The sequence below is a fragment of the Nocardioides sp. Soil805 genome, from assembly GCF_001429625.1.
In the GTDB taxonomy this organism is placed as follows: Bacteria; Actinomycetota; Actinomycetes; order Propionibacteriales; family Nocardioidaceae; genus Nocardioides.
In genome coordinates this window covers 1,148,201-1,171,993 of record NZ_LMSU01000001.1, presented here as the reverse complement: position 1 = coordinate 1,171,993, position 23,793 = coordinate 1,148,201, and the positions used below count along the sequence as shown (strand labels likewise).

Genomic DNA, 23,793 nt, shown 5'->3' with positions numbered 1-23,793 from the left:
AAGGGATCAGGGTGACTGGAGGGGCAGGTGGGCCTGAGTTTCTTCGAGCGTGATCACGCCCGGCGCCCGACTGCCCATGCCCACGAACGTGTCGCTGAGCGCCGAGACGAGCAGGTAGAGCTTCTGCCCGGCCGGGACGTCGACGGCCACGGAGGGCAGGTCGATCCGGCGCGGCCGGCCGACCACGGGAGCCTCCTCGTCGACGGGCAGGACGTTGTTCTGGACCAGGGTCGCGTCCACCGGGCTGGTGCCGACCGCGAGACCGTAGAAGGCGCGGCTGCGGACGCCGAGCGCGGTCATGGTTCCGGTGAGGTGGGGGGTGCCGGCGAGGCGCAGCGGCCCCGGGGCGATCTCGTAGGCCAGCGGCACCCCGGCCGCGGTCGGGCTGGTCACGGTGCCGACGGACCGGACCGCCGTCGGGGCGGGGGAGCGGACCGTCGTGCACGTCGAGGACGGGGTGGCCAGGTGCAGCCGGCCGTAGCCGCGCAGGCCGGTACGACGCCCCTTGAGCTGCTCGTCGAAGAACCGCTTGCTCAACGCCTCGAAGTCGCCGCCCGCCAGCTGCTGCGAGCAGGGGTCCGAGGTCACGTCGATGCCGCGCGGGAGGACGCCGGGCAGGACGTGCCCGCCGTTGTAGGCGACGAAGATGCTGTGCCGGCGCGCCGTGCGGGTGATCGCCGAGCGCCAGTTGGCCAGCCCCTGCTGGAGCGGGAAGAGGCTGTCGGTCGTGCCCTGCCCGAAGAGCACCGGGATCGGGAGCCGACGGCCCTGGGCGACGTGGAAGGCCGGCCCGTTCTGGGCGAAGAACGTGGGCATGTCCTCCGTCCCCGGGACCGAGCCGTCCGGCCAGGTGCCGGTGGCGGCCCCCTCGACCAGGGCCTTGTAGACGCGCGGCGGCAGCGCGTCGGTGGGCAGCGAGGCGGCCGACAGGGCCGCCGCCCACGCGGTGCGGACCACGCCCTCGGGGGCCAGGCTCTCGTTGAGGTCGTTCCAGGTGATCTCGGGGGCCATCGCGTCGAGGACCGGCGTGCCGCGGCGCTCGAGGCTCGTGAAGGCGGCGAGGAACTGGTAGCCACCGCCGTAGGACCCGCCGATCGCGCCGAGCCGGGGGTCGCCCGGCCCGTCCTGGCGGACCCACGGCAGCCGGGCCATCACCCGGATCAGTCGCGCCACGTCCTTGCCCTCGACGGCCGGGTTCTCGACGTACGCGTGACCGCCGGACTCGCCGAAGCCGCGCTGGTCGAAGGACAGGACGCCGTACCGGCTGTCGAGGAAGGTGGCGAAGGCCGCGGGGTCCGTCGTCCGCGAGCCGCCCCAGCCGTGGCTGTGCCAGATCATCGGGACCGGGTGGCGGCGGGACGCGCCGGCGGGCTTGAAGAGGGAGTAGCAGATCTCGATCGGGGTGCTCGAGCCCGGGTCCGGGACCGAGCGCACGCAGTCCTCGACGACCTTCACGCCCGACGGGGCGGGGGCCACCGGGGCGGCGTACGACGAGGTGGTGGTGGCCGGTGCCAGCGCGAGCAGCGGGGCGACCAGCGCGAGCAACGGGGTGGCCAGGGCGAGTTTCCTCATGGATGGGACAACTGCCCGGCCGGCGCGAGGTCACGCACCGGGGCGCCCGCGACTCATAGGGTGCCGTCGTGACCGTGCGCCCGTGCAACACCTTCGTCGAGGGGGACAACCTCGACGTGCTGCGCTCGCTGGCGCCGGGCAGCGTCGACCTCGTCTACACCGACCCGCCGTACAACACCGGCAACGACTTCGCCTACGCCGACCGCTTCCGCGCCCCCGACGGGGCGCGGGCCGGGCGGCACGAGGCGTGGGCGGCGATGATGCGGCCCCGGCTGGAGGCGATCCGTGAGGTGCTCTCGGAGCGGGGCGCGCTCTTCGTCAGCATCGACGACAACGAGGCCGCGCGCCTGCGGCTGATGCTCGACGAGGTCTTCGGCGAGGCCTGCTTCCTCGCCCAGGTCGTGGTCAACCTCAACCCCAAGGGCCGCCAGCTCGGCCGGGGCTTCGCCACCAGCCACGAGTACGTCCTGGTCTACGCCCGCGACCCCGGTGCCTGCGTGGTCGACGCGAGCAGCGCCGAGCACGTCGACGAGGCCGACTTCCCGCTCACCGCTCCCGACGGACGGCGCTTCCGACACCTCCCGCTGCGCAACACCAACAAGAAGTTCAACCCCGTCACCGCGCGCACCCTGCACTTCCCGCTGTACGGCGACCCGGCCAGCGGGCGCGTCGCCACCACCGCCTTCGAGGGCTCGGTCGAGCTGCTGCCGGTCTTCGGCGACGGACGTCCCGCGGTGTGGCGCTGGTCGGCCCCGCTGGTCGACGAGCGTCCCGACGACCTGGTCTGCCGCACGATCCAGGGCAAGCTCGGCGAGCGCGCCGACGTCTTCCAGCGCGACTGGCTGCACCGCGACGGCGGGCGGCGCAAGAAGCTGCGCACGATCTGGCTCAGCGAGGAGATCGGCTCGACCGACACCGCCGTGGCCGAGCTCAAGGACCTCGTGGGCCACGTCTTCGAGTCGCCCAAGCCGACCGGGCTGGTGCGCCGGATCCTCGGCACCATGCCGTCGGACGCCAGCGTGCTCGACCCCTTCGCCGGCAGCGGCACCACCGGGCACGCCGTCGCGCTGGCCAACGCCGAGGACGGCGGGACGCGGCACTGCCTGAGCATCAACTCGCCCGAGCCGACCCGTCCCGGCTCCAACGCGCAGCTGGCCGGACTGCCCACGGTCGCGGCCATCACCCAGGCCCGGCTGGCGGCCGTCGACGCCCGGATCGGTGGTGGCTTCAGCGAGCTCCCGCCGCACGCTCCAGCGCCGTGAGCTCGTTGTCGAGGTGCCCGAGCAGCCGCTGCAGGTGCGGGACCGTGCGTCGGCAGCCGGTGAGCCCGAAGCCCATCTTCCCGTCGTACGACGTGCAGGTGATGTTGAGCGCCATCCCGTTGATGGGGATCGAGAGCGGGTAGGTCCCGACCAGCTTCGCGCCGTTGAGGTACTGCGTGGAGCGCGGCCCCGGCACGTTGCTGATGATGACGTTGAACGGCGGTCGCACGAGGCCCTGCATGCGCAGCATCGGGGTGAGGATCGAGGGCGCCATCCCGATCGCGCTCATGGCCAGGATCTGGGTCGGGGTCATCGACGACAGGGCCTGCTTGCCGTCGCGCATCGACCGGTGGATGGCGACGAGCCGGGCGGCCGGGTCGTCGAGGTCGGTGGCGAGCTGCACCATCACCGAGCCGACCGCGTTGCCGCCGTCGGCCGAGGCGACCTGCGCCTGCTTGGCGTTGAGCCCGACCGGCACCATGGCGACCAGACCCGTGTCCGGCAGCGCGTCGTGGTCGATCAGGTAGGCACGCAGCGCGCCGCTGCACATGGCCAGCACCACGTCGTTGATCGTGGAGCCGGTGGCCTGCCCGATCGCGCGCATCCGCTCGATCGGCCAGTCCTGGGCGGCGAATCGCCTCGAGCCGGTGATCGACTGGTTGAACATCGTGCGCGGGGCGTAGAGGGAGACCGCCGAGGTCTCGTTGCGCAGCCCGCGGGTGATCGTCTTGACCAGCGCCGAGGGCAGCCCGGCCGCCTCGGCGGTGAGTCCGTACGCCGAGCGCAGCGCGCTCATGGGCACCTGGGCCAGCGACGACTCGGCCGCCTCGCGGGTGCGCTGCGCCTTCGCGCTGGCCGGGCGGGCCGCCCACGGCGCCGGCATGTCGCGTCGCTCCGGGTCGGTGGTGAGCACGCTGGCGAGCAGCCGCATGGCGGAGACGCCGTCGACGAGCGCGTGGTGGGTCTTGGTGTACATCGCCACCCGGCCGTCGCGCAGGCCCTCGATGATGTGGGCCTCCCACAGCGGTCGCTCCCACGCGAGGCGCTGGCTGTGCAGCCGCGAGCAGAGGTCGAGGAGCTCGCGGACCCGGCCCGGCCGGGGCAGGGCGCTGTGCCGCACGTGGTGCTCGATGTCGAAGTGCTCGTCGGGGACCCACACCAGCTGGCCGGCCGTGCCGATCGAGCGGTGCGGCCGCTTGAGGAACAGCGGGGCGATCTCCTCGGGCGCGCTCATCGCGGCGTACATCTGCCGGGCGTAGTCGCGTCCGGCCCCCTCCGGCTTCTCGAAGAGCTGGAGACCGCCGACGTGCATCGGCTGGGTGCGGCTCTCGGCGTAGAGGAACGCCGCAGATGTCGGATCGATGGGGTTGACCACGCGTTGACCTCCTGGGGTTGGGCGATCCTCGCCTGTTGCGACGATGTCCACAAGCAGGGTCCACGAGCAGGGTCCCTCACGAGCGTCCACCGGGAACGTCCTGCAGGACTGTCCACCCGGGCCCGTCGCGCCGGGCGCGGTGCTCGGTCGGTGCGAGGATGACGCCATGCAGGCCGCACCCGCCGACGGACCGCTCGAGGCGATGTGGAGTCGCGGTCGTACGTCGATGCGGGTCCGGGTCGCGCGGTTGCGCTCGAAGTCGTTCGCCATCGCGCAGTGCGCCCTCGCCGCCGGTGTCGCGTGGCTCGTCGCCTCCGACCTGCTGGGGCACGAGACCCCGTTCTTCGCCCCGATCGCGGCGGTGGTGAGCCTCGGGACGTCGTACGGGCAGCGCCTGCGCCGGGTCGCGGAGGTGACCGTGGGCGTCGCGGTCGGGGTCATGCTGGGCGACCTGCTGGTCTACTGGCTCGGCTCGGGCTGGTGGCAGGTCTCCCTCGTGGTGGCACTCGCGATGTCGCTGGCCTTCCTGCTCGACGGCGGGCCGCTGCTGGTCACCCAGGCGGCCGTGCAGTCGATCGTCATCACCACGCTCATCGCCGACCCCGGCGCCGCGTTCACGCGCTGGACCGACGCGCTGGTGGGCGGGTGCGTCGCCCTGGTCGCCGCCACGGTGGTGCCCGCGGCGCCGTTGCGCCGCCCCCGCGAGCAGGCCTCGGAGGTGCTGCGCAAGGTCTCGGCGCTGCTGCGGGCCGCCGCCGACGTGATGGTCGACGGGGAGGTGGAGCACGCGCTCGAGCTGCTCGCGGACGCCCGCGACACCGACTACCTCATCCAGGAGCTGCGCGCGGCGGCCGACGAGGGGCTCGACGTGGTGGCCTCCAGCCCGTTCCGCGTGCGGCACAAGGGCGGGCTGAGACGCATGGTCGAGCTGGTCGACCCGCTGGACCGCTCGCTGCGCAGCACCCGGGTGCTGGTGCGCCAGGTCGCGGTCGCGGCGTACCGGCGGCGGCCGTTCCCCTCGTCGTACCCGATGGTCACCCGCGAGCTGGCGGCGGCGGTCGACGCCGTGGCCGACGAGCTCCGGGCCGACCGGATGGCGATCGCCGCGCAACCCGCGCTGCTCGCCGTCGGGATGGCCACCGCGGGGGTCGAGCGCAGCGACGCGCTCTCGGTGGAGGTCGTGCTCGCCCAGCTGCGGGCCGTGGTCGCCGACCTCCTGATGCTCACCGGGATGGGGCAGCTGGAGTCGACCGACGCGCTCCCGCCCCCGCGCTGAGGACCTCCCGGGGTAGTCCGTGACGATCGGACCCCCGAACGGCCCGGATCGGGGTCCGTTCGTCGGGGACTACCCCGCCAAGCGCGGGGCTAGTGGGGGACGATCTGGTCGCTCGGACGGCCCCAGGACCCCCCAGATCGTCCCAACTACGCACCGGGGCGGGGTCAGCGGGCGAGCGAGTCGCGCAGCTCGGCGACGACGGAGTCCACGACGGCGGTCAGGTCGCCACCGACCTCCTTGGCCACGGCACGCTGGCGCTGGTACGACGCCCCGCGGCGCACGATGTCGGCGACCGAGCGCAGCTCCTCCTCGCAGTCGAGGCGCCGCGCCACGGGGGTGAGCTGCTCCAGCAGGTCGTGGAGGTCGTCGGTGACCAGGCGCTCGCGGGAGCCGGCGTCGAGGATGACGATCGCGTCGAGGCCGTAGCGGGCGGCGCGCCACTTGTTCTCCTGCACGTGCCACGGCGGCATGGAGGGGAGCTCCTCCCCGGCTGCGGCGCGGGTGTCGAGGTCGACGACCAGGCAGTGCATCAGCGCGGTGAGGGCGGCGAGCTCGTCGATGTCGGACATGCCGTCGCAGACGCGGTTCTCGATGGTGCCCAGGTGCGGGGCGGGGCGCACGTCCCAGCGCACGTCGGACATCGAGTCGATGACGCCGGTGGTCGTCTGGTCCGCGATGCACGCCTCGAACTCGGACCACTCGCGGAACTGGAAGGGCAGCCCGGCGGTCGGCAGCTGCTGGAACATCAGGGCCCGGTTGGAGGCGTAGCCGGTGTCCTGGCCGGCCCACACCGGCGAGCTGGCACTGAGGGCGAGGAGGTGCGGGTAGGTGTTGAGCATGGCCGACAGCACCGGCATCACCCGGTCGCGCTCCGGCATCCCGACGTGCACGTGCACGCCCCAGATGAGCATCTGGCGGCCCCACCACTGCGTGCGGTTGATGAGCTCGGCGTACCGGTGGCCCTCGGTGAGCTGCTGGTGCGACCAGTCGGCGAAGGGGTGCGCGCCGGCCCCGAAGAGGTCCACGCCGAGCTCGTCGGCCGCCGGCATCACCACCGCGAGGGTCTCGCGCAGGTCGGCCACCGCCTCGGCCACGCTGCCGCACACGCCGGTCACGATCTCGACGGTGTTGCGCAGCAGCTCCTTGTGCAGCCGCGTCGGGTCGACCAGCCGCGGACTGGCCGCGGCGAAGAGGTCGGCGGCGGTGTTGGACAGGTCCCGGGTCGTCTGGTCGACGAGCGCGAACTCCCACTCCACGCCCAGCGTGGGGGAGGCCGAGGCGTGGAAGTCGAGGCGCACGACACCATGCTAGGGACGACGGCAGGCCCCGGCCTCACCCGCACGAGCCGGATGCCACCATGACGACGTGGAGGAGGAGACGCGCATGACCGTCCAGGACGGCACCCAGCTCGAGCCGGCCGTCGAGGCCGCGGTGGAGGCAGCCGTGGAGGCGGCGGCGGCCGAGGCTGCGGAGGCGGCGGCCGGGCCCGCGGCCGAGGCGGCCGTCGAGGCCGTCGTGGTGGCCGCCGCGGCCGAGGAGGCCGAGGCAGCCGAGGAGGCAGCGGAGCTGGCCCGGGAGCTCAACCTCAGCCTCGACCTGTGCCTGCGGATCGGCGAGGTGCTCCTCTCCTCGGGCGCCGGCGCCGCCGACGTGACCGCCACGATGCAGTCGGTCGCGCACCACCTGGGCCTGCGGCACCCCGAGATCGACGTGACCTTCACGTCGCTGTCGATGAGCTACCACCGCGACCCTGCCGAGCCGCCGGTGATCATGCTGCGCAACGTCAAGCACCGCGACATCGACTACGAGGACCTGACCCAGGTCGACCACCTCGTCCACGAGATCATGGCCGGGCAGCTCGACCTCTACCTCGCCCGCACCCGGATGGCGACGATCATGTCGACCGGCCACCCGTGGCCGCGCTGGTCGGTCACCCTGGGCTGGAGCGCGATGTGCGCCAGCGTGGCGGTCTTCCTCGGCGGCGACTGGCTGGTCGCGCTCATCGCCGCCGCGTCCGCCGCGTCCATCGACCGCCTCCAGCTGGTGCTGTCGCGACGCCGGCTGCCGACCTTCTACCTCCAGGTCGCCGGGGGAGGGGTCGCGACGCTGTGGGCCGCGGGCCTGGCGGCGACCCCGGTGGTCACCGACCTGTCCCTGGTCGTCACCGCCAACATCGTCATGCTGCTCGCCGGGATCGGCTTCATGGGCGCCATCCAGGACGCGCTGACCGGCTTCTACGTCACCAGCGGGGCGCGGGTCATCGAGGCGCTGCTGGCCACCGCGGGGATCATCGCGGGGGTCAGCGGCGGCCTCTCCTTCGCGACCGTGGTCGGGATCGACCTCGGCCAGCTGGTGCCCGGCCGGGCGCTGGGCAACCACGTCCTGGTCGGTGTCGTCGGCGCCGCCGTCTGTGCCGCGGCGTTCGCGTTCGCGTCGTACGCCCCGCCCCGGGTGCTGCTGCCGATCGCCGGCACCGCGGGCCTCGCCACGCTGCTCTACTCGGTCGTCGCCCAGTCCGGCTTCGGCAAGACCTGGGCGGCGGCGGTCGGCGCCTTCACCATCGGCCTGGTGGCGTACGCCGTCGCGGACCGGTTCCGGGTGCCGCCCCTGGTGGTCGCGGTGTCGGCCATCGTGCCGCTGCTGCCCGGTCTGTCGATCTACCGCGGCCTCTCGCTGCTGGCCGCCGGCGGCTCCGGCACGTCGTACGGCATCGTCGCGATGATGACCGCCGCGTCGGTGGCCGTGGCGCTGGCCTCGGGGGTGATCCTCGGCGAGTACCTCGCCCAGCCGCTCAAGCGCGAGACGCGGCGCCTCGAGGACCGGCTGGCGGGGCCGCGCCTGGTCGGTCCGTTCCGCGCCCGTACCAAGGGCGAGACCCGCGCCGACCGCATCACCTGAGGGCGCTCAGCACCTCGAGCCAGGTCCGGGACGCCCCGTCGTACGGCGCGTGGCCACCGCGCACGGCCGCCAGCACCGCCTCGCAGCTCGCCCGCGCCCCGGCGACGACCTCGTCGGGGTAGCCGTAGGCCACCTGGTGCTCGGCGAACTCGTCCTCGTCGTCGACGATCACCATGCCGTTGAAGCCGCGGACCACGTCGAGGTCGAGGTCGACCGCGCGGAGCGTCGTCCCGTCCCACTCCGCCGGCGTGGTCATGTCGACGTAGACCTCCACGGCGGAGTCCTCGAGCAGCGGCCAGCGGGTGCCCTCGACCGCGTAGAAGGTGGCGAGGTGCCAGGCATCCGCGGCGGGAACGAGACCCACGTGGTCGATGTCGAGGACGAAGGTGTGTCCCGGGCGGGTGTAGGTCGTGCCGGCGGCGAAGCCGAGCCACAGCCCGTGCTCGTCCTCGCCGAGCACGACCGCGTCATACTCCCAGTGCGGGGTCCCGCCCCACTTGGTCATCTCGCAGCGGACGCGGGTCCCGGGCGCGTGGGTCATGGACCTGTTTCTACACGGTTCCGTCCACACGTCCCTACCGGTCGCCGGTGACCCGCGGCGCGATCCGTGCGACCACGTCCTGGTAGCGCGAGCCGGTCAGCTTGGCGAAGTGGTGCATCACGTGCGCGTCGGCCCCGACGAGCACCCGGGCCCGGCCGGCGAGCGCGCCGTCGAGGATGATCCGGGCGGCCTTGTCGGCCGGCATCTTGGCCAGCTTGGTGTCGAACAGCGCGGCCAGCCGGTCGTGGTCCTCGCCGGCGGTGGTCCGACCGTTGCGGGCGATGCCCGTCCTGATCCCGCCGGGGTGCACGCAGGTGACGCTCACCGGGTGGTCGTTGACGATCATCTCCTCGCGCAGGGCCTCGGTGAAGCCGCGCACGGCGTACTTGGTGGCGTTGTAGGCGCTCTGGCCGGGCATCGAGATGAGGCCGAAGAGGGACGAGATGTTGACCAGGACGCCGTCGCCCGACGCGATCAGGTGGGGGAGGAACTCCTTGGTCCCGTTGACCACCCCGAGCAGGTTGACCCCGAGGATCCAGTCGAACTCCTCGTAGGACATGTCCTCGAAGTCGCCCGACATCGACACCCCGGCGTTGTTGACCAGCACGTCGACGCGGCCCAGCTGCCCGACGACGTCGTCGGCCCACTGCGCCATCGCGGCGCGGTCGGACACGTCGAGGACGTCGCTGCGCACCTCGGCGCCGAGGGTCTTGACGAGGTCGACGGTGCCGGCGAGGGCATCGGCGTCCCAGTCGGAGATCGCGAGCAGTCCGCCGCGGCGGGCGGCCAGCAGGGCCATCTCGCGGCCCATGCCACCGCCGGCGCCGGTGATGGCGACCACCTTGTCGCGGAGCGTGCGGGCGGGGCGGTTGATGCCGATCCTCATGCGGGGATCCTCTCGTCGGTGCGGTGGGCCTCCACGTCGTACGCCTCGACGTCGAAGCGGGCGAGCAGGGAGCGGAAGGTGAAGGTGGCGCGCGGCCACAGGGTGGTGTTGCGCCCGTGGGCGTCGAGGTACCAGCTGGCACAGCCGCCGGTCGACCAGACGGTCCGGCGCATGCGGCGCTGGAGGTCGCGGTTCCACGCGTCCTGGACGTCGCGCCGCGGCTCGAGCGCGGCGTACCGGTGGATCCTCATGGTGGCGATCGCGTCGAGCACGTAGGCGATCTGGCTCTCGATGATGAAGACCATCGAGGAGTGGCCGAGGCCCGTGTTGGCGCCGACGAGCTGGAAGAGGTTGGGGAAGCCGTGCGTGGTCGTGCCCTTGTACGACGCCATCCCGGTGTCGGCCCACACCTCGGCGAGGGTGCGCCCGCCGCGGCCGTGGATGCGCTCGGCGATGGGCTGCTCGGTGGTGTGGAAGCCGGTGGCCACGATGATCACGTCGACCGGCCGCTCGGTGCCGTCGGCGGTGACGATCGAGTCGCCGGTGATCCGGACGATCGGGTCGGTGACGAGGTCGACGTGGTCCCGGGCGAGGGCGGGGTAGTAGGTGTTGCTGATCAGGATTCGCTTGCAGCCGATCTCGTAGTCCGGCGTGACCCGCGCCCGCAGCTCGGGGTCGGGGATGCCGCGGGCGATGTTGAGCAGGGCCGCCTTCTTGGCGGGCAGGGCGAGGCGGGGCTGCCGGACGAAGGCCGGGACGTAGGACTCGCGGCCCCAGTAGGTCGCCGTGCGGTAGGCCTTCTGCACCGCCGGCACGTGGCGGAACAGCAGCCGCTCGACGCGGGTGTAGCGCCGGTCGTTGCGCGGGATGACGTACGGCGCGGTGCGCTGGTGGACGTCGAGGTGCGCGGCCACCTTCGCGACCTCGGGGACCAGCTGGATGCTCGACGCCCCGGTGCCGATGACCGCGACGCGATTGCCGGCGAGGTCGACGTCGTGGTCCCAGCGGGCGGAGTGGAAGAGCTCGCCGCGGAAGTCCTCGATGCCCTCGATCTCCGGCAGCCTCGGCTCGGAGAGGCCGCCGGAGCCGCTGATCAGCGTGGTCGCGGTGATCTCGCCGCGGCTGGTGCGCACCACCCAGCGCCGGGCCACCTCGTCGTACCGCGCCTCCTCCAGCGTCGTGCCGAAGGCGAAGCGGTCCAGCACGCCGGACTCGCGGGCGACCCGGCGCAGGTAGGCGTGGATCTCCGGCTGCGGCGAGAACGACCTCGTCCACTCCGGGTTGGGCGCGAAGGAGAAGGAGTAGAGCTGGCTCGGGACGTCGCACGCCGCGCCGGGGTAGGTGTTGGCGCGCCACGTGCCGCCGACGTCCCCGTCCTTCTCGATGACCAGGAAGTCGCTCTCCCCGGCCTCGTCGAGCCTGATCGCAGCCCCGAGCCCGGCGAAGCCGGCGCCGACGACCAGGTGGGTGACCGCGGTCGGGAGGGTCTGCGAGGTGGGCTCGGCGTCCATGGCTGCGAACGTACTGGCGTTGTTGAATATCCGTCAATAAGGTGGGGCGGGTGAGCACGCCCACAGCCCGCGTCCGCCTCTCCCCGGAGCAGCGCCGCCGCCAGCTCCTCGACCTCGGGACCCGCCTCTTCGCGACCCGGGCGGTCGAGGAGATCTCGATCGACGTGCTGGCCGAGGAGGCCGGGGTCTCGCGCGGGCTGCTGTACCACTACTTCGGCAGCAAGCAGGACTTCCGCGAGGCCGTCATCCGGCACGCGGTGGAGGACCTCGTCGAGCAGACCGCCCCGCCCGCCTCGGGCGAGCCGCTCGAGCGGCTCGCCGCGTCGGTGGGGGTGTACGTCGACTACGTGCTCGCCAACCTGACCGGCTACCGCTCGCTGGTCCGGGCCGCGGCGGGGGGCAGCGAGGAGCTGCGGGCGATCTACGAGGAGGCGCGGGCGGCGCTCACCGACCGGATCTTCCGCGAGGACTCGCTCGGCGAGCACCTCAGCGACGACCCGGCCACCCGGCTCGTGGTCCGCGGCTGGTCCGCGCTGGTCGAGGAGACCGTGCTCACCTGGGCCCAGGAGCCCTCCGCGATGAGCCGCGACGCGCTCGTCGACACCCTGGTCGCGGCGCTCCCGGCGCTGGTCGGCGTCATCGCGGACGGTGCCGCCGGCTGACGCGTAGGCTGGCGTCGGGTGACAGGTCCTCGCCGGCAGCGTGGCGGCGGATCGCACCGCGGACCGCACAGTGGCGGCGGACTGCACGATCAGGGGCGATCCCCATGCGATGTGCCGCCACCCTGGACGGGCCCGCGCGATGTGCCGCCACCCTGGACCGCGGCCGCGGAGTGGCGGCGGCCCGCCTCAGGAGCGCGGGGGCAGGGTGACCGCCACCGTCGTGCTGCCGGGGCGCGAGTCGAGGGCCACCGTCCCGCCGTGCGCGCCGGTGATCGCCCGGACGAGCGCGAGCCCCAGGCCGGCGCCCCCCTCGCGGTGCCGGGCCGCGTCGCCGCGGACGAAGCGCTCGAAGGCGTGCTCGACGATCCCGGGCGCGAAGCCCGGCCCGTCGTCGTGCACGTCGAAGCCGTCGGGGCGGGCGGTGACGGTGACGGTGGTGCCCGCGGGGGTGTACTTGCGGGCGTTGGTCAGCAGGTTGGTCACCACCTGGTGCAGGCGCTGCTCGTCGCCGACCACCTCGACCGGCTCGTCCGGCAGGGACAGGCGCCAGGTGTGGTCGGGCGCGACGACCCGGGCGTCGTTGACCGCCTCCATCAGCAGCAGCGACAGGTCGACCGGCTCGCGCACCAGCGGGCGGCCGGCGTCGAGGCGGGCGAGCAGGAGCAGGTCCTCGACCAGCCCGGTCATCCGGGCGGCCTCGCCCTCCACCTTGGCCAGCGCCGTGGCCTGCGCGTCCGGCCGGTGCCGGGCCAGCTCGGTGTAGCCGGCGATCGTGGCGAGCGGGGTCCGCAGCTCGTGGCTGGCGTCGGCGACGAACTGGCGCACCTGCTGCTCGCTGCGGTGCCGGACCGCGAGGCTCGCCTCGACGTGGTCCAGCAGGGAGTTGAGCGCGGCCCCCACCTGGCCGACCTCGTTGCGCTCGTCGGTGAGCCGCTCCGGGACCCGGTCGGACAGGTCGATCTCGCCCTCGGACAGCGGCTTCTCGGCGACCCGGTGGGCGGTGGCGGCGACCTCGCGCAGCGGCGCGAGCTGGCGTCGTACGACGATCGTCCCGCCGATCGCCGCGGCCCCGATCCCCAGGAGGGTGAGCAGCGCCTCCCAGCGCACCAGTGACTCGAGGAGGTCGTGCACGTCGCTGGCCGGGAGGCCCGCCACGGCGGTCACGCCGCGGTCCTCGGCGATCACGCGGTAGGAGCCGAGCCCCGGCAGCTCCACGTCGTGGGGCGCGCCGTCCACCGGGACCGCGGCGAGCGCGGCGATGACGTCCCGGTCGAGCGCGACGGCGGCGCTGTAGCCGTCGTCGCCGCCCTGGGTGAGCAGGATCCCGCTCCCGGCGGTGCCGTCGATGGTGGCGCTGACGGTCCCGACGGCCTGCCCGAGCCGGCCCGGCCCGTCGTCGCCACGTCCGCGTGAGTCGTCCTGGTCGTCGTCGAAGCGCGGGGGAGGCGCGCCGTACGCCCGCCCGAGGGACGCGCGCACGTCGTCGTCCAGCTGGTGGTCGAGGTAGGAGCGCATCGCCAGCGTGGTGGCGAGCGCGATGAGCACCGAGACCAGCGCGACCAGGGCGACCGCCGTCACCACCAGCCGCTGGGTCAGCGTCCTCACGGTGCCGATTCCTGGGAGACCGACTCCTGCACGGCCGGCTTGAGGACGTAGCCGGCGCCGCGCATCGTGTGGATCATCGGCTCGCGCCCGGCGTCGATCTTCTTGCGGAGGTAGGACACGTAGAGCTCGACGACGTTGGCCTGGCCGCCGAAGTCGTACTGCCAGACCCGGTCGAGGATCTGCGCCTTGCTGAGCACCCGTCGCGGGTTGCGCATGAAGAAGCGCAACAGCTCGAACTCGGTGGCCGTCAGGCTGATCTCGGTGCCGCCGCGGCTCACCTCGTGGCTGTCCTCGTCGAGGGTCAGGTCACCCACAGACAGCACGTGGGAGCTCGCCGCCTGCTGGGCACCGGAGCGGCGCATCAGCGCGCGCAGCCGGGCGACCACCTCCTCCAGGGAGAACGGCTTGGTGACGTAGTCGTCGCCTCCTGCCGTGAGCCCGGCGACCCGGTCCTCGACGGCGTCGCGAGCGGTGAGGAACAGGACGGGTACGTCGGGCTGGGTCGCGCGCAGCCGGCGCAGCACCTCGAGGCCGTCGAAGTCCGGCAGCATGATGTCGAGCACCACCGCGTCCGGGCGCAGGTCGGCCGCCTCGCTCACGGCCGTGCGGCCGGTGTGCGCCATCCGGACCTCCCAGCCCTCGTAGCGCAGCGCCATGGCCAGCAGCTCGGCGATGTTGACCTCGTCGTCGACGACGAGCACGCGCACGGGGGCGCCGTCGGGCCTGGTGAACTCCATGTCGACCATCGTGCCGCCCGTTCCTGTGAGCCTGCTGTGCACCTCCTGTGCCCGGAGTGGGGACTCGCCGACCGCTCAGGAGCTGCTGGAGTCGTCCGGCTGGCCGTCGTCGTCCTCGTCGGAGGGCGGGGTGGTCTGGGGGGCGGTGCCGGGCGGGACGGGCACCGCGCCCGGCGGCAGCTGGCCGAACGAGCCACGGTCGTCGTCGCCCGGACCACCGGGGAAGCCGCGCTCCATGTGCCCGAACCGGTCGCCGCGGTCGTGGTCGTCGCCCGAGACCGCGGCGCCGATCGCGCCGCCGGCCGCGCCGCCGATGATGAGCCCGGCGAGCGTGCCGGCCACCAGGGCGCCGAGGCCGAACGTGCGGCTGCCACCACCCGCCGTACCGCGTCGGAGGCGGTCGCGCCACGACCGCCCGGAGCCCGGGTCGGAGGCGGGCGGGACGTCGTACGCCGCAGCGGGCGGCGGGTCCGCCGGCGCCGGCGCCGGAGCGGGTGCCTCGGTGCCGGCCGGGGGCGGTGCCGGTGCGGGCTCGGGCGCCGGGTCCGGGGTGGACCCGGACGGGCGATGCCCCGCGATCGGGGCGGTCTCGTCGGAGGGGGGCGGGGTCTTGTCGTCCATGCGCACGACACTGCGCCCCGCACCTGTGCGCCACCTGTGCGCGAGCGATGACCCGGCTCAGAGACGGGCCACGACAGGTCGACACGACTGTGTGTGGGATCGGTGCCACCCGGTGACACCGATCCCACACACAATCGGGTTGCGGCCGTGCGGAAGAATGGCCGGGTTGTGCAGATCTCCTATCCCGCCGAGCTCCCGGTCTCCGCACGCCGCGAGGACATCGCCGCGGCCATCCGCGACCACCAGGTGGTCATCGTCGCCGGCGAGACCGGCTCGGGGAAGACGACCCAGCTGCCCAAGATCTGCCTCGAGCTGGGACGCGGGGCCGACGGGCGGCTGATCGGCCACACCCAGCCCCGCCGGATCGCGGCGCGCAGCGTCGCCGAGCGGATCGCCGACGAGCTCGGGACCGAGCTGGGGGACCTGGTCGGCTACCAGGTGCGCTTCACCGACCGCACGTCGCGCTCGAGCCGCGTCAAGCTGATGACCGACGGCATCCTGCTCGCCGAGCTCCAGCGCGACCGCCAGCTGCGCAAGTACGACACGATCATCATCGACGAGGCCCACGAGCGGTCCCTCAACATCGACTTCCTGCTCGGCTACCTGCGTCGGCTGCTCCCCAAGCGGCCCGACCTCAAGGTCATCATCACGAGCGCCACCATCGACGTGGACCGCTTCGCCGAGCACTTCAGGGCCCCGGTCGTCGAGGTGTCGGGGCGCACCTACCCCGTCGAGGTCCGCTACCGCCCGCTGCTCGAGCTGCCCGAGTCCGACGAGGAGGGCGAGCCCGTCCAGCGCGACCAGACCGAGGCGATCCTCGACGCGGTCCGCGAGCTCTCGCAGGAGGGTCCGGGCGACGTGCTCGTCTTCCTGCCCGGCGAGCGCGAGATCCGCGACACCGCCGACGCGCTCGCGGCCCTGCAGTCCGACCGCCTCGAGGTCGTGCCGCTCTACTCCCGGCTCTCCGCCGCCGAGCAGCACCGGGTCTTCAGCTCGCACCCCTCGACGATCCGCCGCGTCGTGCTGGCCACCAACGTCGCCGAGACGTCGCTGACCGTCCCCGGCATCCGGTACGTCGTGGACACCGGCGTCGCGCGCATCTCCCGCTACTCGCTGCGCACCAAGGTGCAGCGGCTGCCCATCGAGCCGATCAGCCAGGCCAGCGCCAACCAGCGCTCGGGCCGCTGCGGCCGGGTCGCGGAGGGCATCGCGATCCGGCTCTACAGCGAGGAGGACTTCGAGGGCCGCCCCGAGTTCACCGACCCGGAGATCCTGCGCACCAACCTGGCCAGCGTCATCCTCCAGATGACCTCCCTGGGCCTGGGCGACATCGCCCGGTTCCCGTTCGTCGAGCCGCCCGACAAGCGCAACGTGCGGGCCGGCGTCGACCTGCTCGAGGAGCTCGGCGCGATGCAGCCGCAGGGCCCGACACCCCTCGACGTACGACCGTCGGCCGACCAGCGGCGACGCGGCGGGCGCCCCCAGGACGGGCCGCGCCTCACCCAGCTCGGGCGGAGGCTGGCCCGGCTGCCGATCGACCCACGCCTGGGCCGGATGATCCTCGAGGCCGAGCGTCTCGGCTGCGTGCGCGAGGTGGTGGTCATCGCCGCCGCGCTCAGCCTCCAGGACCCGCGCGAGCGTCCCGCCGAGCAGCAGGCGCAGGCCGACCAGCAGCACGCCCGCTTCAAGGACGAGACGTCCGACTTCCTCACCTGGCTCAACCTGTGGCGCCACGTCAAGCAGCAGCAGCGCGAGCTGTCCAGCAGCGCCTTCCGCCGCATGTGCAAGCGCGAGCACCTCAACTACCTGCGCATCCGGGAGTGGCAGGACTTCGAGTCCCAGCTGCGCCAGGTGTGCAAGGAGATGAAGGTCGACGTCGGGCAGCCGGCCGACACCCCGGACTCCGACGGCATCCACCAGGCGCTGCTGTCCGGCCTGCTCAGCCACGTCGGCGCCCTCGAAGAACGCGACACTTCGACGGGCTCAGCACAGCGCAAGGCGCGCCCCGGCGAGCGGCGACCGATGCGTGAGTACGTCGGGGCCCGCGGCGCCCGGTTCGCAGTCTTCCCCGGCAGCGTCCTCAAGGGCCGCAACCCGCAGTTCCTGATGGCCGGTGAGCTGGTCGAGACCTCGCGGCTGTGGGCGCGCCAGAACGCCGCCATCAAGCCCGAGTGGGCCGAGAGTCTCGGCGCCCACCTCGTCAAGCGCAGCTACTCCGAGCCGCACTGGTCGGCCAAGCGGGCCGCCGTCATGGCCCACGAGAAGGTCACCCTGTACGGCGTCCCGCTCGTCGCCGACCGCCTCGTCACCTACGGCAAGGTCGACCCCGCCCTGGCCCGCGAGCTCTTCATCCGCCACGCCCTCGTCTACGGCGAGTGGCGCACCCGGCACCGGTTCGCCACCGACAACGCGCGGCTGCTCGAGGAGGCCGAGGAGCTCGAGCACCGGGCCCGGCGCCGCGACATCGTGGTCGACGAGCACACCCTCTTCGACTTCTACGACGACCGCGTCGGACCCGACGTCGTCAGCGGCGCCCACTTCGACCAGTGGTGGAAGCGCGAGCGGCAGAAGCGTCCCGACCTGCTGACCTTCGACCCCGAGATGCTCACCCACGCGAGCGCGGAGGAGATCCGGCAGGCGGACTTCCCGACCAGCTGGCAGGACAGCGACGAGGAGGAGCTGACCTTCCCGATCAGCTACCACTTCGAGCCGGGCTCGGTCGACGACGGACTCACCATCGAGGTGCCGGTCAGCACCCTCAACCGCGTCGACGCCGGCGACTTCTCGTGGCTGGTGCCGGGCCTGCGCGAGGAGCTGGTCACCGAGCTCATCCGCAGCCTGCCCAAGAACCTGCGCGTCAGCTTCGTCCCCGCCCCCAACACGGCCCGCGAGTTCCTGGCCGCGACGCCGCCGGGGGAGGAGCCGATCCTCGACGCCCTCGAGCGCTACCTCCGCTCCACCACCGGCGTGGTCGTGCCCCGAGAGGCCTGGGACTGGACCCGGGTGCCCGCCCACCTCCAGCCGACCTTCCGGGTCGTCGGCGACGACGGCTCCGAGGCGGCCCGCGGCAAGGACCTCGAGTCGCTCAAGGAGCCGCTGCGCCCGTCGCTGGCCCGGGCCATCGCCGACGTGGCCGCCGACTCCGGCGTCAGCGCGACCGGGCAGACCTCGTGGACCTTCGGGACGATCGAGGAGTCGTTCGTGCAGCGCCGCGCCGGCCACGAGGTCCGCGGCCACCCCGCGCTCGTCGACGAGGGCGCCCCCGTCGGTCTCCAGGTCTTCGCCTCCGCCGAGGAGGCCGCCTCCCGGCACCGGCTCGGCGTACGACGCCTCCTCCTGCTCGCCCTTGGGCCGGCGCCGTCGGTGGAGCGGCTCGGCCTCGACCAGCGGGCCAAGCTGGCGCTCGTCGGCTCGCCGTACCCCTCCATCGCCGCGCTGTTCGAGGACGTGCGCGCCGCCGTCGTCGGCGACGTCGTCGACGCCCGACCGCCCGTGCGCGACGAGGCGGCGTACGACGCGCTGCTGGTGCAGGTGCGCCGCGACCACGACGCGGCGTTGCTCGCCGGTGTGCACGACGTCATCCGGGTGCTCGACGCCTGGCGGGCGGCCGACCGGGCGCTGTCCGGGCGCGCCGAGCTCGCCACCCTGCCCGCCCTCACCGACATGCGCGCCCAGGTCGGGCGGCTCATCACCCCGGGCTTCGTCGGGGAGGCCGGGGCCGCGCAGCTGCGGGAGATCCCGCGCTACCTCGCCGCCGTGCAGTACCGCCGCGAGCGCCTCGACGCGCAGGTGGCCCGCGACCGCCAGCTGATGGACCAGATCGCCGACCTCCAGGACGCGTGGCTGCACCAGGTCGAGGCGCTGCCCGACGGACGACCGCCGAGCGCCGCACACCGTGCCGTGCGCTGGATGCTCGAGGAGTACCGCGTCTCGCTGTGGGCCCAGCACCTGGGCACCCGGCACGCGGTGAGCGACCAGCGGATCCGCAAGGCGCTGGCCTGACGCCTAGGCTGGCGTCCGTGTCCGACCAGCCCCGCCACCACAAGCCGACCACCCCGGGTGCGGCCTTCTTCGAGGACCTCGGGGGCGGGTCCGACCCGGCCCTGCTCCGCGAGGCCGGCGACCGTGCCGCCACCCTGCTCGTCCGCGGCGCCCGCGACACCGACGACCCGGCCGTCGTGGAGCGGGTGCTCCACCTCGCCGAGACCGAGGGCCTGGAGACCCTGGCCCAGGTCTGGGCCGGGGCGCCGCCCGACACGCTGGCCGGCAGCCTGTGGCGCCTCTACGTCCTGCGCGCCTGGGTGCACGCCTCCCCGCTGGCCGTCTCCCGCGAGTACGACGCCGGTCGCGCCCGCGCACAGGTCGCCCGGGTGGTCGCCGGGGTCGCCGACCCGCCCGGCCCCGAGGAGCTCAAGGCGATGGTCGACGAGACGCTGCGGGGCATCGCCGGCGGGGACTTCGCGATCACCCTGCTGCGCGCCGCGGCCTTCGCCCGGGTCGTCGCCACGGGTCGCGCGGGGGCCCGGGGGAGCAACCACGACGAGACCGTGAGGATGCTCACCCTGTCCGAGCAGCTCGAGTCGGCAGGACACCTCGAAATGCGCCACGCGCTGGACTGACGACCTACACTCGACCCCGGAGTGCGTCGGGCTGTGGCAGCCCCGGGTCCCAAAATAAGCCGCTACGAGCGGCCATGCGCCGTGAGGCGCTCCCGGTCCGGCGCACTCCACGAGAACCTCCCCCTATCCTCGGGAGATGTCCTCGCTGCGCGACCGTCTCGCCCGCCTCCTCACGCCGGCCTCGCGGTCGACGGCCCCGCGCTCGACGGCCCCGGGACCGACGTACGCCCCGCAGGCGGACGGCGAGCCGGACCCCGGCGAGGTCGTCTGGGCGTGGGTGCCCTACGAGGACGACCCGAGCCAGGGCAAGGACCGACCGGTGCTGGTGCTGGAGGAGGCCGACGGCGGCTGGACCGGGCTGATGCTGAGCAGCCAGGACCACGACCGCGACGCCGCCGACGAGGCGCGCTGGGGTCGCTACTGGATGGACGTCGGCAGCGGCGGCTGGGACTCCCAAGGGCGTCCCAGCGAGGTCCGGCTGGACCGGCGCATCCCGCTGGCGCGCGACGCCGTACGACGGGAGGGTGCGGCCCTCGATCCGGAGATCTTCGCCACGGTGCTCGCCGCGGCGCAGGCGTACCGGTAGGGAACGTCGGGCCGGGGCCGCCGATCGGCGCGGGACCGGTGCCCAGCCGCCCACTAGGGTTGCGACCGCTCGTGACGATGAGTTCCGGCGCGGGCCGGGACGAGGGAGGACACCAGGGATGCTTCGGCGGTTGGCGGCGGCAGCGACCGCGATGACCCTGTGCGCGGGGTTGGCCGCGTGCAGCGACGACGGCGGTTCCACCGAGCCGCCGCCGTCCAGTGCGACCACGGACACGCCCACCGCGACGCCCAACGAGGTCACCCGGCTCACCTTCGGCGCCTACGGCAGCGCCGACGAGCTGGAGGCCTTCCAGCGCGTCGTCGACGCGTTCAACGTCGGCTCCACCACCCGCAAGGTCGAGCTGGTCACCTGGCCGGACCACGAGGCCGCCCTCGAGGCGGTGCTGGCCGGTGACGCCCCGGACGTGTTCATGGCCTCGCGGCGCGACCTGGCCCACCTCACCGAGGCCGAGGCCACCCAGCCGGTGAGCCTGCTGCTCGACGAGCGCGGCGTCGACTTCGGGGACCGCTACTCGCGCGACGCGGTCGACGCCTTCGGCGTGGACGGCGACCTGCAGTGCATGGCCTACTCGGTCTCCCCGATGGTCATCTACTACAACGACGAGCTCATCGACTTCGACAAGATGGAGCGTCGCGGCCTCGACGTGCCGGGGGAGGACACCCTGGGTGCCCGCACCCGGTGGAACCTGGCCGAGTTCGCCGCCGCCGCCCAGTTCGCGACCCGCCGCGGCAAGGCCGACGGAGTGTGGATCGAGCCGACGCTCCAGGGCCTGGCGCCGTTCATCTACTCCGGTGGCGGGAAGATCTTCGACGACGACGACGAGCCCACCTCGTTGGCGCTCTCGGACGAGGCCACGGTCGACGCCCTCGACCGCACGTTGGCGATCCTGCGCGACTCGGCGCTGACGCCGAGCCCGAGCGAGCTCGAGGAGAGCTCGGCGCTCCAGCGCTTCCGGCAGGGCAAGCTGGCGATGATCGCCGGCTTCCGCGACCTCGTCCCCGACCTGCGCCAGCGCGCCGAGCTGTCCTTCGACACCATCGCGATGCCGACCCTGGAGGAGTCCGCGACCGTCGGCGACATCGACGGCCTGTGCATCTCCGCCGACACCGAGCACGTCAACGAGGCCGCCGACTTCCTGGCGTACGCCGTGTCCGACTCGGCCATCGAGACCGTCACCCGCACCGGCTACATCGTCCCGGCCAACACTGAGGTCGCCGGCTCCGAGGTCTTCCTCGGTCCCGGGCGCCAGCCGCTGACCTCCAAGGTCTTCAACTCCGCCATCCGCGGCATGGTGGTGCCGCCGCTGCTCGACAACGGCCCCGAGCTCCTCGACGCCGTGGGGCCGCAGATCGACGACCTCGTCACCGACCCCGGCGTGCTCGACCTCGAGCAGGCCACCGAGGAGATCGACGAGTCCTCCAAGGCCGTGCTCAGCCCCGAGGAGCCCAGCGAGTCGCCCTCGGAGTGACGCCCGCCTCGGCGCGCCGGTCACCCCGGTCAAAGTCCCCGCTTCGACGGGGAACTTTGACCGGCGCGGCTCAGCCGGGCTGGTCGGTCTCGACGTCGACGTCGACGTCGACGTCAGGCGTCCTCGTCGGCCCCGTCGTCGAGGAGCTCGTCCTCGCTCGCCTCGGGCGGCTCGACGTCTCCGAGGAGCACCGCTCCGGTGAGCGCCCCGGTGACCAGCTCGACCTGCCAGGGCCGGGCGCCGAGGTCGCGCAGCTGCTGGCGCAGTGCGTCGGCGAGGTCGGCGGGCTCCCGGGTCGCGGGCGGCGCCCACATCGTGCGGCGTACGTAGTCGGGCGTGAGGAGGTTCTCCACCGGCAGTCCCAGGTCCTGGGCGAGCGTCAGCATCGCCGCGCGGGCCGCCTTGAAGCGGCGGTCCGCCACCGGGTCGCGGTCGGCCCACAGCCGCGGGTGCGGGGGTCCTTCCTGGCGGGGGGCGCGGGTGGGGAGGTCGTCCTCGGGCATCTCGAGCACGGCCTGGATGGTGCGCACCCAGGTGCTGGCGTAGCGATCGGCGCCCCGGCCGTGGAAGCCCCGCGTGCCGAGGAGCGCGGCGCGGTCGGTGGGCAGGGCGGCCGCCGCGGCCACGATGGCGCCGTCCGGGATGACCCGGCCGGGCGTCACGTCGCGACGTGCGGCGATCTCGTCGCGGGCCTCCCACAGCGCCCGCGCGGCTCCGACGGAGCGGCGCCCGCGCAGCTTGTGGACCCCGGAGACCCGGCGCCACGCCTCCTGGCGGACGGTGGGCTCGAAGTCGAGCAGGTGGTCGAACTCCTGGCGTGCCCAGGTCGCCTTGCCGGTCTCCTCGAGCTCGGCGGCCATCAGGTCCCGCAGCTCGACCAGCACCTCCACGTCGAGGGCGGCGTACTCCAGCCAGGCCTCGGGCAGCGGTCGGGTCGACCAGTCGGCGGCCGAGTGCTCCTTGCGCATCCGCTCGCCCAGCAGGGTCTCGACCAGGGTGGCCAGCCCGACGCGCGGGTAGCCGAGCAGCCGACCGGCCAGCTCGGTGTCGAACAGGGAGGTCGGCTCGAGGCCGACCTCGCGCAGGCAGGGGAGGTCCTGGGTCGCTGCGTGCAGGATCCACTCGGTGCCGGCCAGCGCCTCCTGGAGGGGGGCCAGGGACTCGAAGGCGATCGGGTCGACGAGCCACGTGCCGGCGCCCTCGCGACGCAGCTGGATGAGGTAGGCCCGGGCGGAGTAGCGGTAGCCCGAGGCCCGCTCGGCGTCGATGGCCACCGGCCCGGTCGCGGCCGCGAGTGCCTCGCACGCCTCGGCGAGGCCGGCCTCGGTGTCGGTGATGCTCGGCAGGCCGTCGCGCAACCGCAGCAGCGGGACCTCGGGGGCGTCGTCGAGCTGCCCGTCGACCTGCTGTCCGTCGACCCGCTGCCCGTCGACCGGCGGATCGGTGGTGGACGAGTCGGTCGCCGAGTCGCCCGCCGGGTCGGGCGCTGAGCTGGACCTGCGTCGGGTCATCGTCAGGAGCCGCGCTGCCCGCGTCGGCTCGGGATGGCGGTGACTCCCTCGGGGACCGGCGGCAGGCCGACGGCGGTGCACAGCAGCTCGGCCCAGGCCTCCACGTGCGCCTTCATGTCGGGGACGCCGTGCTCGTCGGTGGCGGGGGTCCAGGACGCGCGCACCTCGAGCTGGGCGGTGCCGTCCTCGTCGGCCATCCCGCCGAAGCTCTCGGTGGCGACGCTGGTCACGGTGCCGGAGGCGGCGGCGTACTCCGCGGAGTGCGCGTCCAGCGCCTCGGTCAGCCACGTCCACCCCACGGCGGCGAGCATCGGGTCGCTGACCAGCTCGGGGTCGATCTCCGCGCGGGCGTAGGCGACGCAGCGGAAGGTGCCGTCCCAGGCGTCGTTGCCGGCCGGGTCGTGGAGCAGGATGATCCGGCCGGTGCCGAGGTCCACCTCGTCGACGGTCACGTCGGCCGACAGCGCGGTCGACCACGGGGCGATGCGCTGCGGTGCCGGCATCTCCTCGCAGAAGACCTCGGGCCGGAGCGCAGCGGCACGCATCTGCTCTGCGGCCGCGCGGAACTCCGCGGGACCGGCGGCACCCGTTGCCGGGTGCGACTCCTGACGGGCCACCATGAGGCCACAGTAGGTCAGGACC

General features: G+C 73.5%; 19 protein-coding genes. 8 read left to right on the top strand and 11 right to left on the bottom strand.

The genetic code is table 11. The features are described 5' to 3' along the window. Positions 1-6 precede the first annotated feature (6 nt). On the bottom strand, positions 7-1,572 hold the full coding sequence (locus ASG94_RS05845) for an alpha/beta hydrolase family protein (protein WP_056925398.1): 1,566 nt from the start codon (positions 1,570-1,572) through the stop codon (positions 7-9). A gap of 68 nt (positions 1,573-1,640) precedes the next feature. On the opposite strand from ASG94_RS05845, the gene ASG94_RS05840 reads away from it, so the two are divergent. Then, a complete protein-coding gene (locus ASG94_RS05840; RefSeq protein WP_235537144.1) occupies positions 1,641-2,834 on the top strand; it encodes a site-specific DNA-methyltransferase in 1,194 nt (397 codons plus the stop codon). Here the strand turns inward: ASG94_RS05840 and ASG94_RS05835 are convergent. Continuing rightward, positions 2,800-4,209, bottom strand: coding sequence for a WS/DGAT/MGAT family O-acyltransferase (locus tag ASG94_RS05835; protein WP_056925397.1), 1,410 nt, complete (start codon positions 4,207-4,209; stop codon positions 2,800-2,802). The two genes, ASG94_RS05840 and ASG94_RS05835, sit on opposite strands and share 35 nt — an antisense overlap. A gap of 166 nt (positions 4,210-4,375) precedes the next feature. On the opposite strand from ASG94_RS05835, the gene ASG94_RS05830 reads away from it, so the two are divergent. Beyond that, entirely contained in the window at positions 4,376-5,485 is a 1,110-nt protein-coding gene (locus ASG94_RS05830) for an FUSC family protein (protein WP_056926316.1), read from the top strand. A gap of 164 nt (positions 5,486-5,649) precedes the next feature. Here ASG94_RS05830 and ASG94_RS05825 read toward each other — a convergent pair whose 3' ends face one another. After that, positions 5,650-6,783: a glutamate--cysteine ligase gene (locus tag ASG94_RS05825; protein ID WP_056925396.1), complete on the bottom strand. Its 1,134-nt coding sequence runs from the start codon at positions 6,781-6,783 to the stop codon at positions 5,650-5,652. 85 nt (positions 6,784-6,868) lie between these two features. Here ASG94_RS05825 and ASG94_RS05820 point away from each other — a divergent pair, with 85 nt between their 5' ends. Continuing rightward, complete coding sequence (locus ASG94_RS05820; RefSeq protein ID WP_082624076.1) at positions 6,869-8,383, top strand: threonine/serine ThrE exporter family protein; 1,515 nt, start codon at positions 6,869-6,871, stop codon at positions 8,381-8,383. Here ASG94_RS05820 and ASG94_RS05815 read toward each other — a convergent pair. From ASG94_RS05815 to ASG94_RS05805, 3 genes are read right to left on the bottom strand one after another with little or no spacing between them, the layout of a single operon-like run. Further along, the gene (locus ASG94_RS05815; RefSeq protein WP_056925395.1) at positions 8,376-8,924 is read right to left on the bottom strand and encodes a DUF402 domain-containing protein; all 549 of its coding nucleotides are present in this window, start codon (positions 8,922-8,924) and stop codon (positions 8,376-8,378) included. The genes ASG94_RS05820 and ASG94_RS05815 overlap by 8 nt on opposite strands. A gap of 34 nt (positions 8,925-8,958) precedes the next feature. Then, positions 8,959-9,810, bottom strand: a complete 852-nt coding sequence (locus ASG94_RS05810; RefSeq protein ID WP_056925394.1) for an SDR family NAD(P)-dependent oxidoreductase — start codon at positions 9,808-9,810, stop codon at positions 8,959-8,961. After that, a complete protein-coding gene (locus tag ASG94_RS05805; RefSeq protein ID WP_056925393.1) occupies positions 9,807-11,321 on the bottom strand; it encodes a flavin-containing monooxygenase in 1,515 nt (504 codons plus the stop codon). The genes ASG94_RS05810 and ASG94_RS05805 overlap by 4 nt, the downstream gene beginning before the upstream one ends. A 50-nt stretch (positions 11,322-11,371) precedes the next feature. On the opposite strand from ASG94_RS05805, the gene ASG94_RS05800 reads away from it, so the two are divergent. Then, a complete protein-coding gene (locus ASG94_RS05800) occupies positions 11,372-11,983 on the top strand; it encodes a TetR/AcrR family transcriptional regulator (RefSeq protein WP_235537143.1) in 612 nt (203 codons plus the stop codon). Between the two features lie 186 nt (positions 11,984-12,169). Here ASG94_RS05800 and ASG94_RS05795 read toward each other — a convergent pair whose 3' ends face one another. The 3 genes from ASG94_RS05795 to ASG94_RS22135 form a co-directional block, all read right to left on the bottom strand. Continuing rightward, positions 12,170-13,588: a sensor histidine kinase gene (locus ASG94_RS05795; protein ID WP_235537142.1), complete on the bottom strand. Its 1,419-nt coding sequence runs from the start codon at positions 13,586-13,588 to the stop codon at positions 12,170-12,172. Then, on the bottom strand, positions 13,585-14,325 hold the full coding sequence (locus tag ASG94_RS05790) for a response regulator transcription factor (RefSeq protein WP_156411435.1): 741 nt from the start codon (positions 14,323-14,325) through the stop codon (positions 13,585-13,587). The genes ASG94_RS05795 and ASG94_RS05790 overlap by 4 nt, the downstream gene beginning before the upstream one ends. Before the next feature lie 75 nt (positions 14,326-14,400). Continuing rightward, complete coding sequence (locus ASG94_RS22135; protein WP_056925389.1) at positions 14,401-14,946, bottom strand: hypothetical protein; 546 nt, start codon at positions 14,944-14,946, stop codon at positions 14,401-14,403. 168 nt (positions 14,947-15,114) lie between these two features. Between ASG94_RS22135 and hrpA the strand changes: the two genes are divergently transcribed. The 4 genes from hrpA to ASG94_RS05765 all read left to right on the top strand — a co-directional run bounded on the left by hrpA (position 15,115) and on the right by ASG94_RS05765 (position 21,640). Continuing rightward, on the top strand, positions 15,115-18,948 hold the full coding sequence (hrpA, locus tag ASG94_RS05780) for an ATP-dependent RNA helicase HrpA (RefSeq protein ID WP_056925388.1): 3,834 nt from the start codon (positions 15,115-15,117) through the stop codon (positions 18,946-18,948). A gap of 17 nt (positions 18,949-18,965) precedes the next feature. Beyond that, the gene (locus ASG94_RS05775) at positions 18,966-19,565 is read left to right on the top strand and encodes a hypothetical protein (protein ID WP_056925387.1); all 600 of its coding nucleotides are present in this window, start codon (positions 18,966-18,968) and stop codon (positions 19,563-19,565) included. Positions 19,566-19,701: 136 nt separating this feature from the next. Then, positions 19,702-20,151 (top strand): type II toxin-antitoxin system PemK/MazF family toxin, encoded by a 450-nt coding sequence (locus ASG94_RS05770; protein ID WP_082623960.1) that lies wholly within the window; start codon positions 19,702-19,704, stop codon positions 20,149-20,151. A 118-nt stretch (positions 20,152-20,269) separates the two neighbouring features. Then, a complete protein-coding gene (locus ASG94_RS05765) occupies positions 20,270-21,640 on the top strand; it encodes an extracellular solute-binding protein (protein WP_082623959.1) in 1,371 nt (456 codons plus the stop codon). 113 nt (positions 21,641-21,753) lie between these two features. Here the strand turns inward: ASG94_RS05765 and ASG94_RS05760 are convergent, their stop codons facing one another. Continuing rightward, a complete protein-coding gene (locus tag ASG94_RS05760) occupies positions 21,754-23,151 on the bottom strand; it encodes an HRDC domain-containing protein (RefSeq protein WP_056925385.1) in 1,398 nt (465 codons plus the stop codon). A 2-nt stretch (positions 23,152-23,153) separates the two neighbouring features. Then, on the bottom strand, positions 23,154-23,771 hold the full coding sequence (locus ASG94_RS05755; RefSeq protein ID WP_056925384.1) for a DUF3000 domain-containing protein: 618 nt from the start codon (positions 23,769-23,771) through the stop codon (positions 23,154-23,156). Positions 23,772-23,793 lie beyond the last annotated feature (22 nt).

Excerpts from the sequence above, each read along its gene's own strand:
- ASG94_RS05845 (WP_056925398.1), bottom strand. The coding sequence starts at position 1,572 with ATGAGGAAACTCGCCCTGGCCACCCCGTTGCTCGCGCTGGTCGCCCCG.
- ASG94_RS05830 (WP_056926316.1), top strand. The coding sequence starts at position 4,376 with ATGCAGGCCGCACCCGCCGACGGACCGCTCGAGGCGATGTGGAGTCGC.
- ASG94_RS05820 (WP_082624076.1), top strand. The coding sequence starts at position 6,869 with ATGACCGTCCAGGACGGCACCCAGCTCGAGCCGGCCGTCGAGGCCGCG.
- ASG94_RS05815 (WP_056925395.1), bottom strand. The coding sequence starts at position 8,924 with ATGACCCACGCGCCCGGGACCCGCGTCCGCTGCGAGATGACCAAGTGG.
- ASG94_RS05810 (WP_056925394.1), bottom strand. The coding sequence starts at position 9,810 with ATGAGGATCGGCATCAACCGCCCCGCCCGCACGCTCCGCGACAAGGTG.
- ASG94_RS05805 (WP_056925393.1), bottom strand. The coding sequence starts at position 11,321 with ATGGACGCCGAGCCCACCTCGCAGACCCTCCCGACCGCGGTCACCCAC.
- ASG94_RS05790 (WP_156411435.1), bottom strand. The coding sequence starts at position 14,325 with ATGGAGTTCACCAGGCCCGACGGCGCCCCCGTGCGCGTGCTCGTCGTC.
- ASG94_RS22135 (WP_056925389.1), bottom strand. The coding sequence starts at position 14,946 with ATGGACGACAAGACCCCGCCCCCCTCCGACGAGACCGCCCCGATCGCG.
- ASG94_RS05770 (WP_082623960.1), top strand. The coding sequence starts at position 19,702 with ATGTCCTCGCTGCGCGACCGTCTCGCCCGCCTCCTCACGCCGGCCTCG.
- ASG94_RS05765 (WP_082623959.1), top strand. The coding sequence starts at position 20,270 with ATGCTTCGGCGGTTGGCGGCGGCAGCGACCGCGATGACCCTGTGCGCG.
- ASG94_RS05760 (WP_056925385.1), bottom strand. The coding sequence starts at position 23,151 with ATGACCCGACGCAGGTCCAGCTCAGCGCCCGACCCGGCGGGCGACTCG.
- ASG94_RS05755 (WP_056925384.1), bottom strand. The coding sequence starts at position 23,771 with ATGGTGGCCCGTCAGGAGTCGCACCCGGCAACGGGTGCCGCCGGTCCC.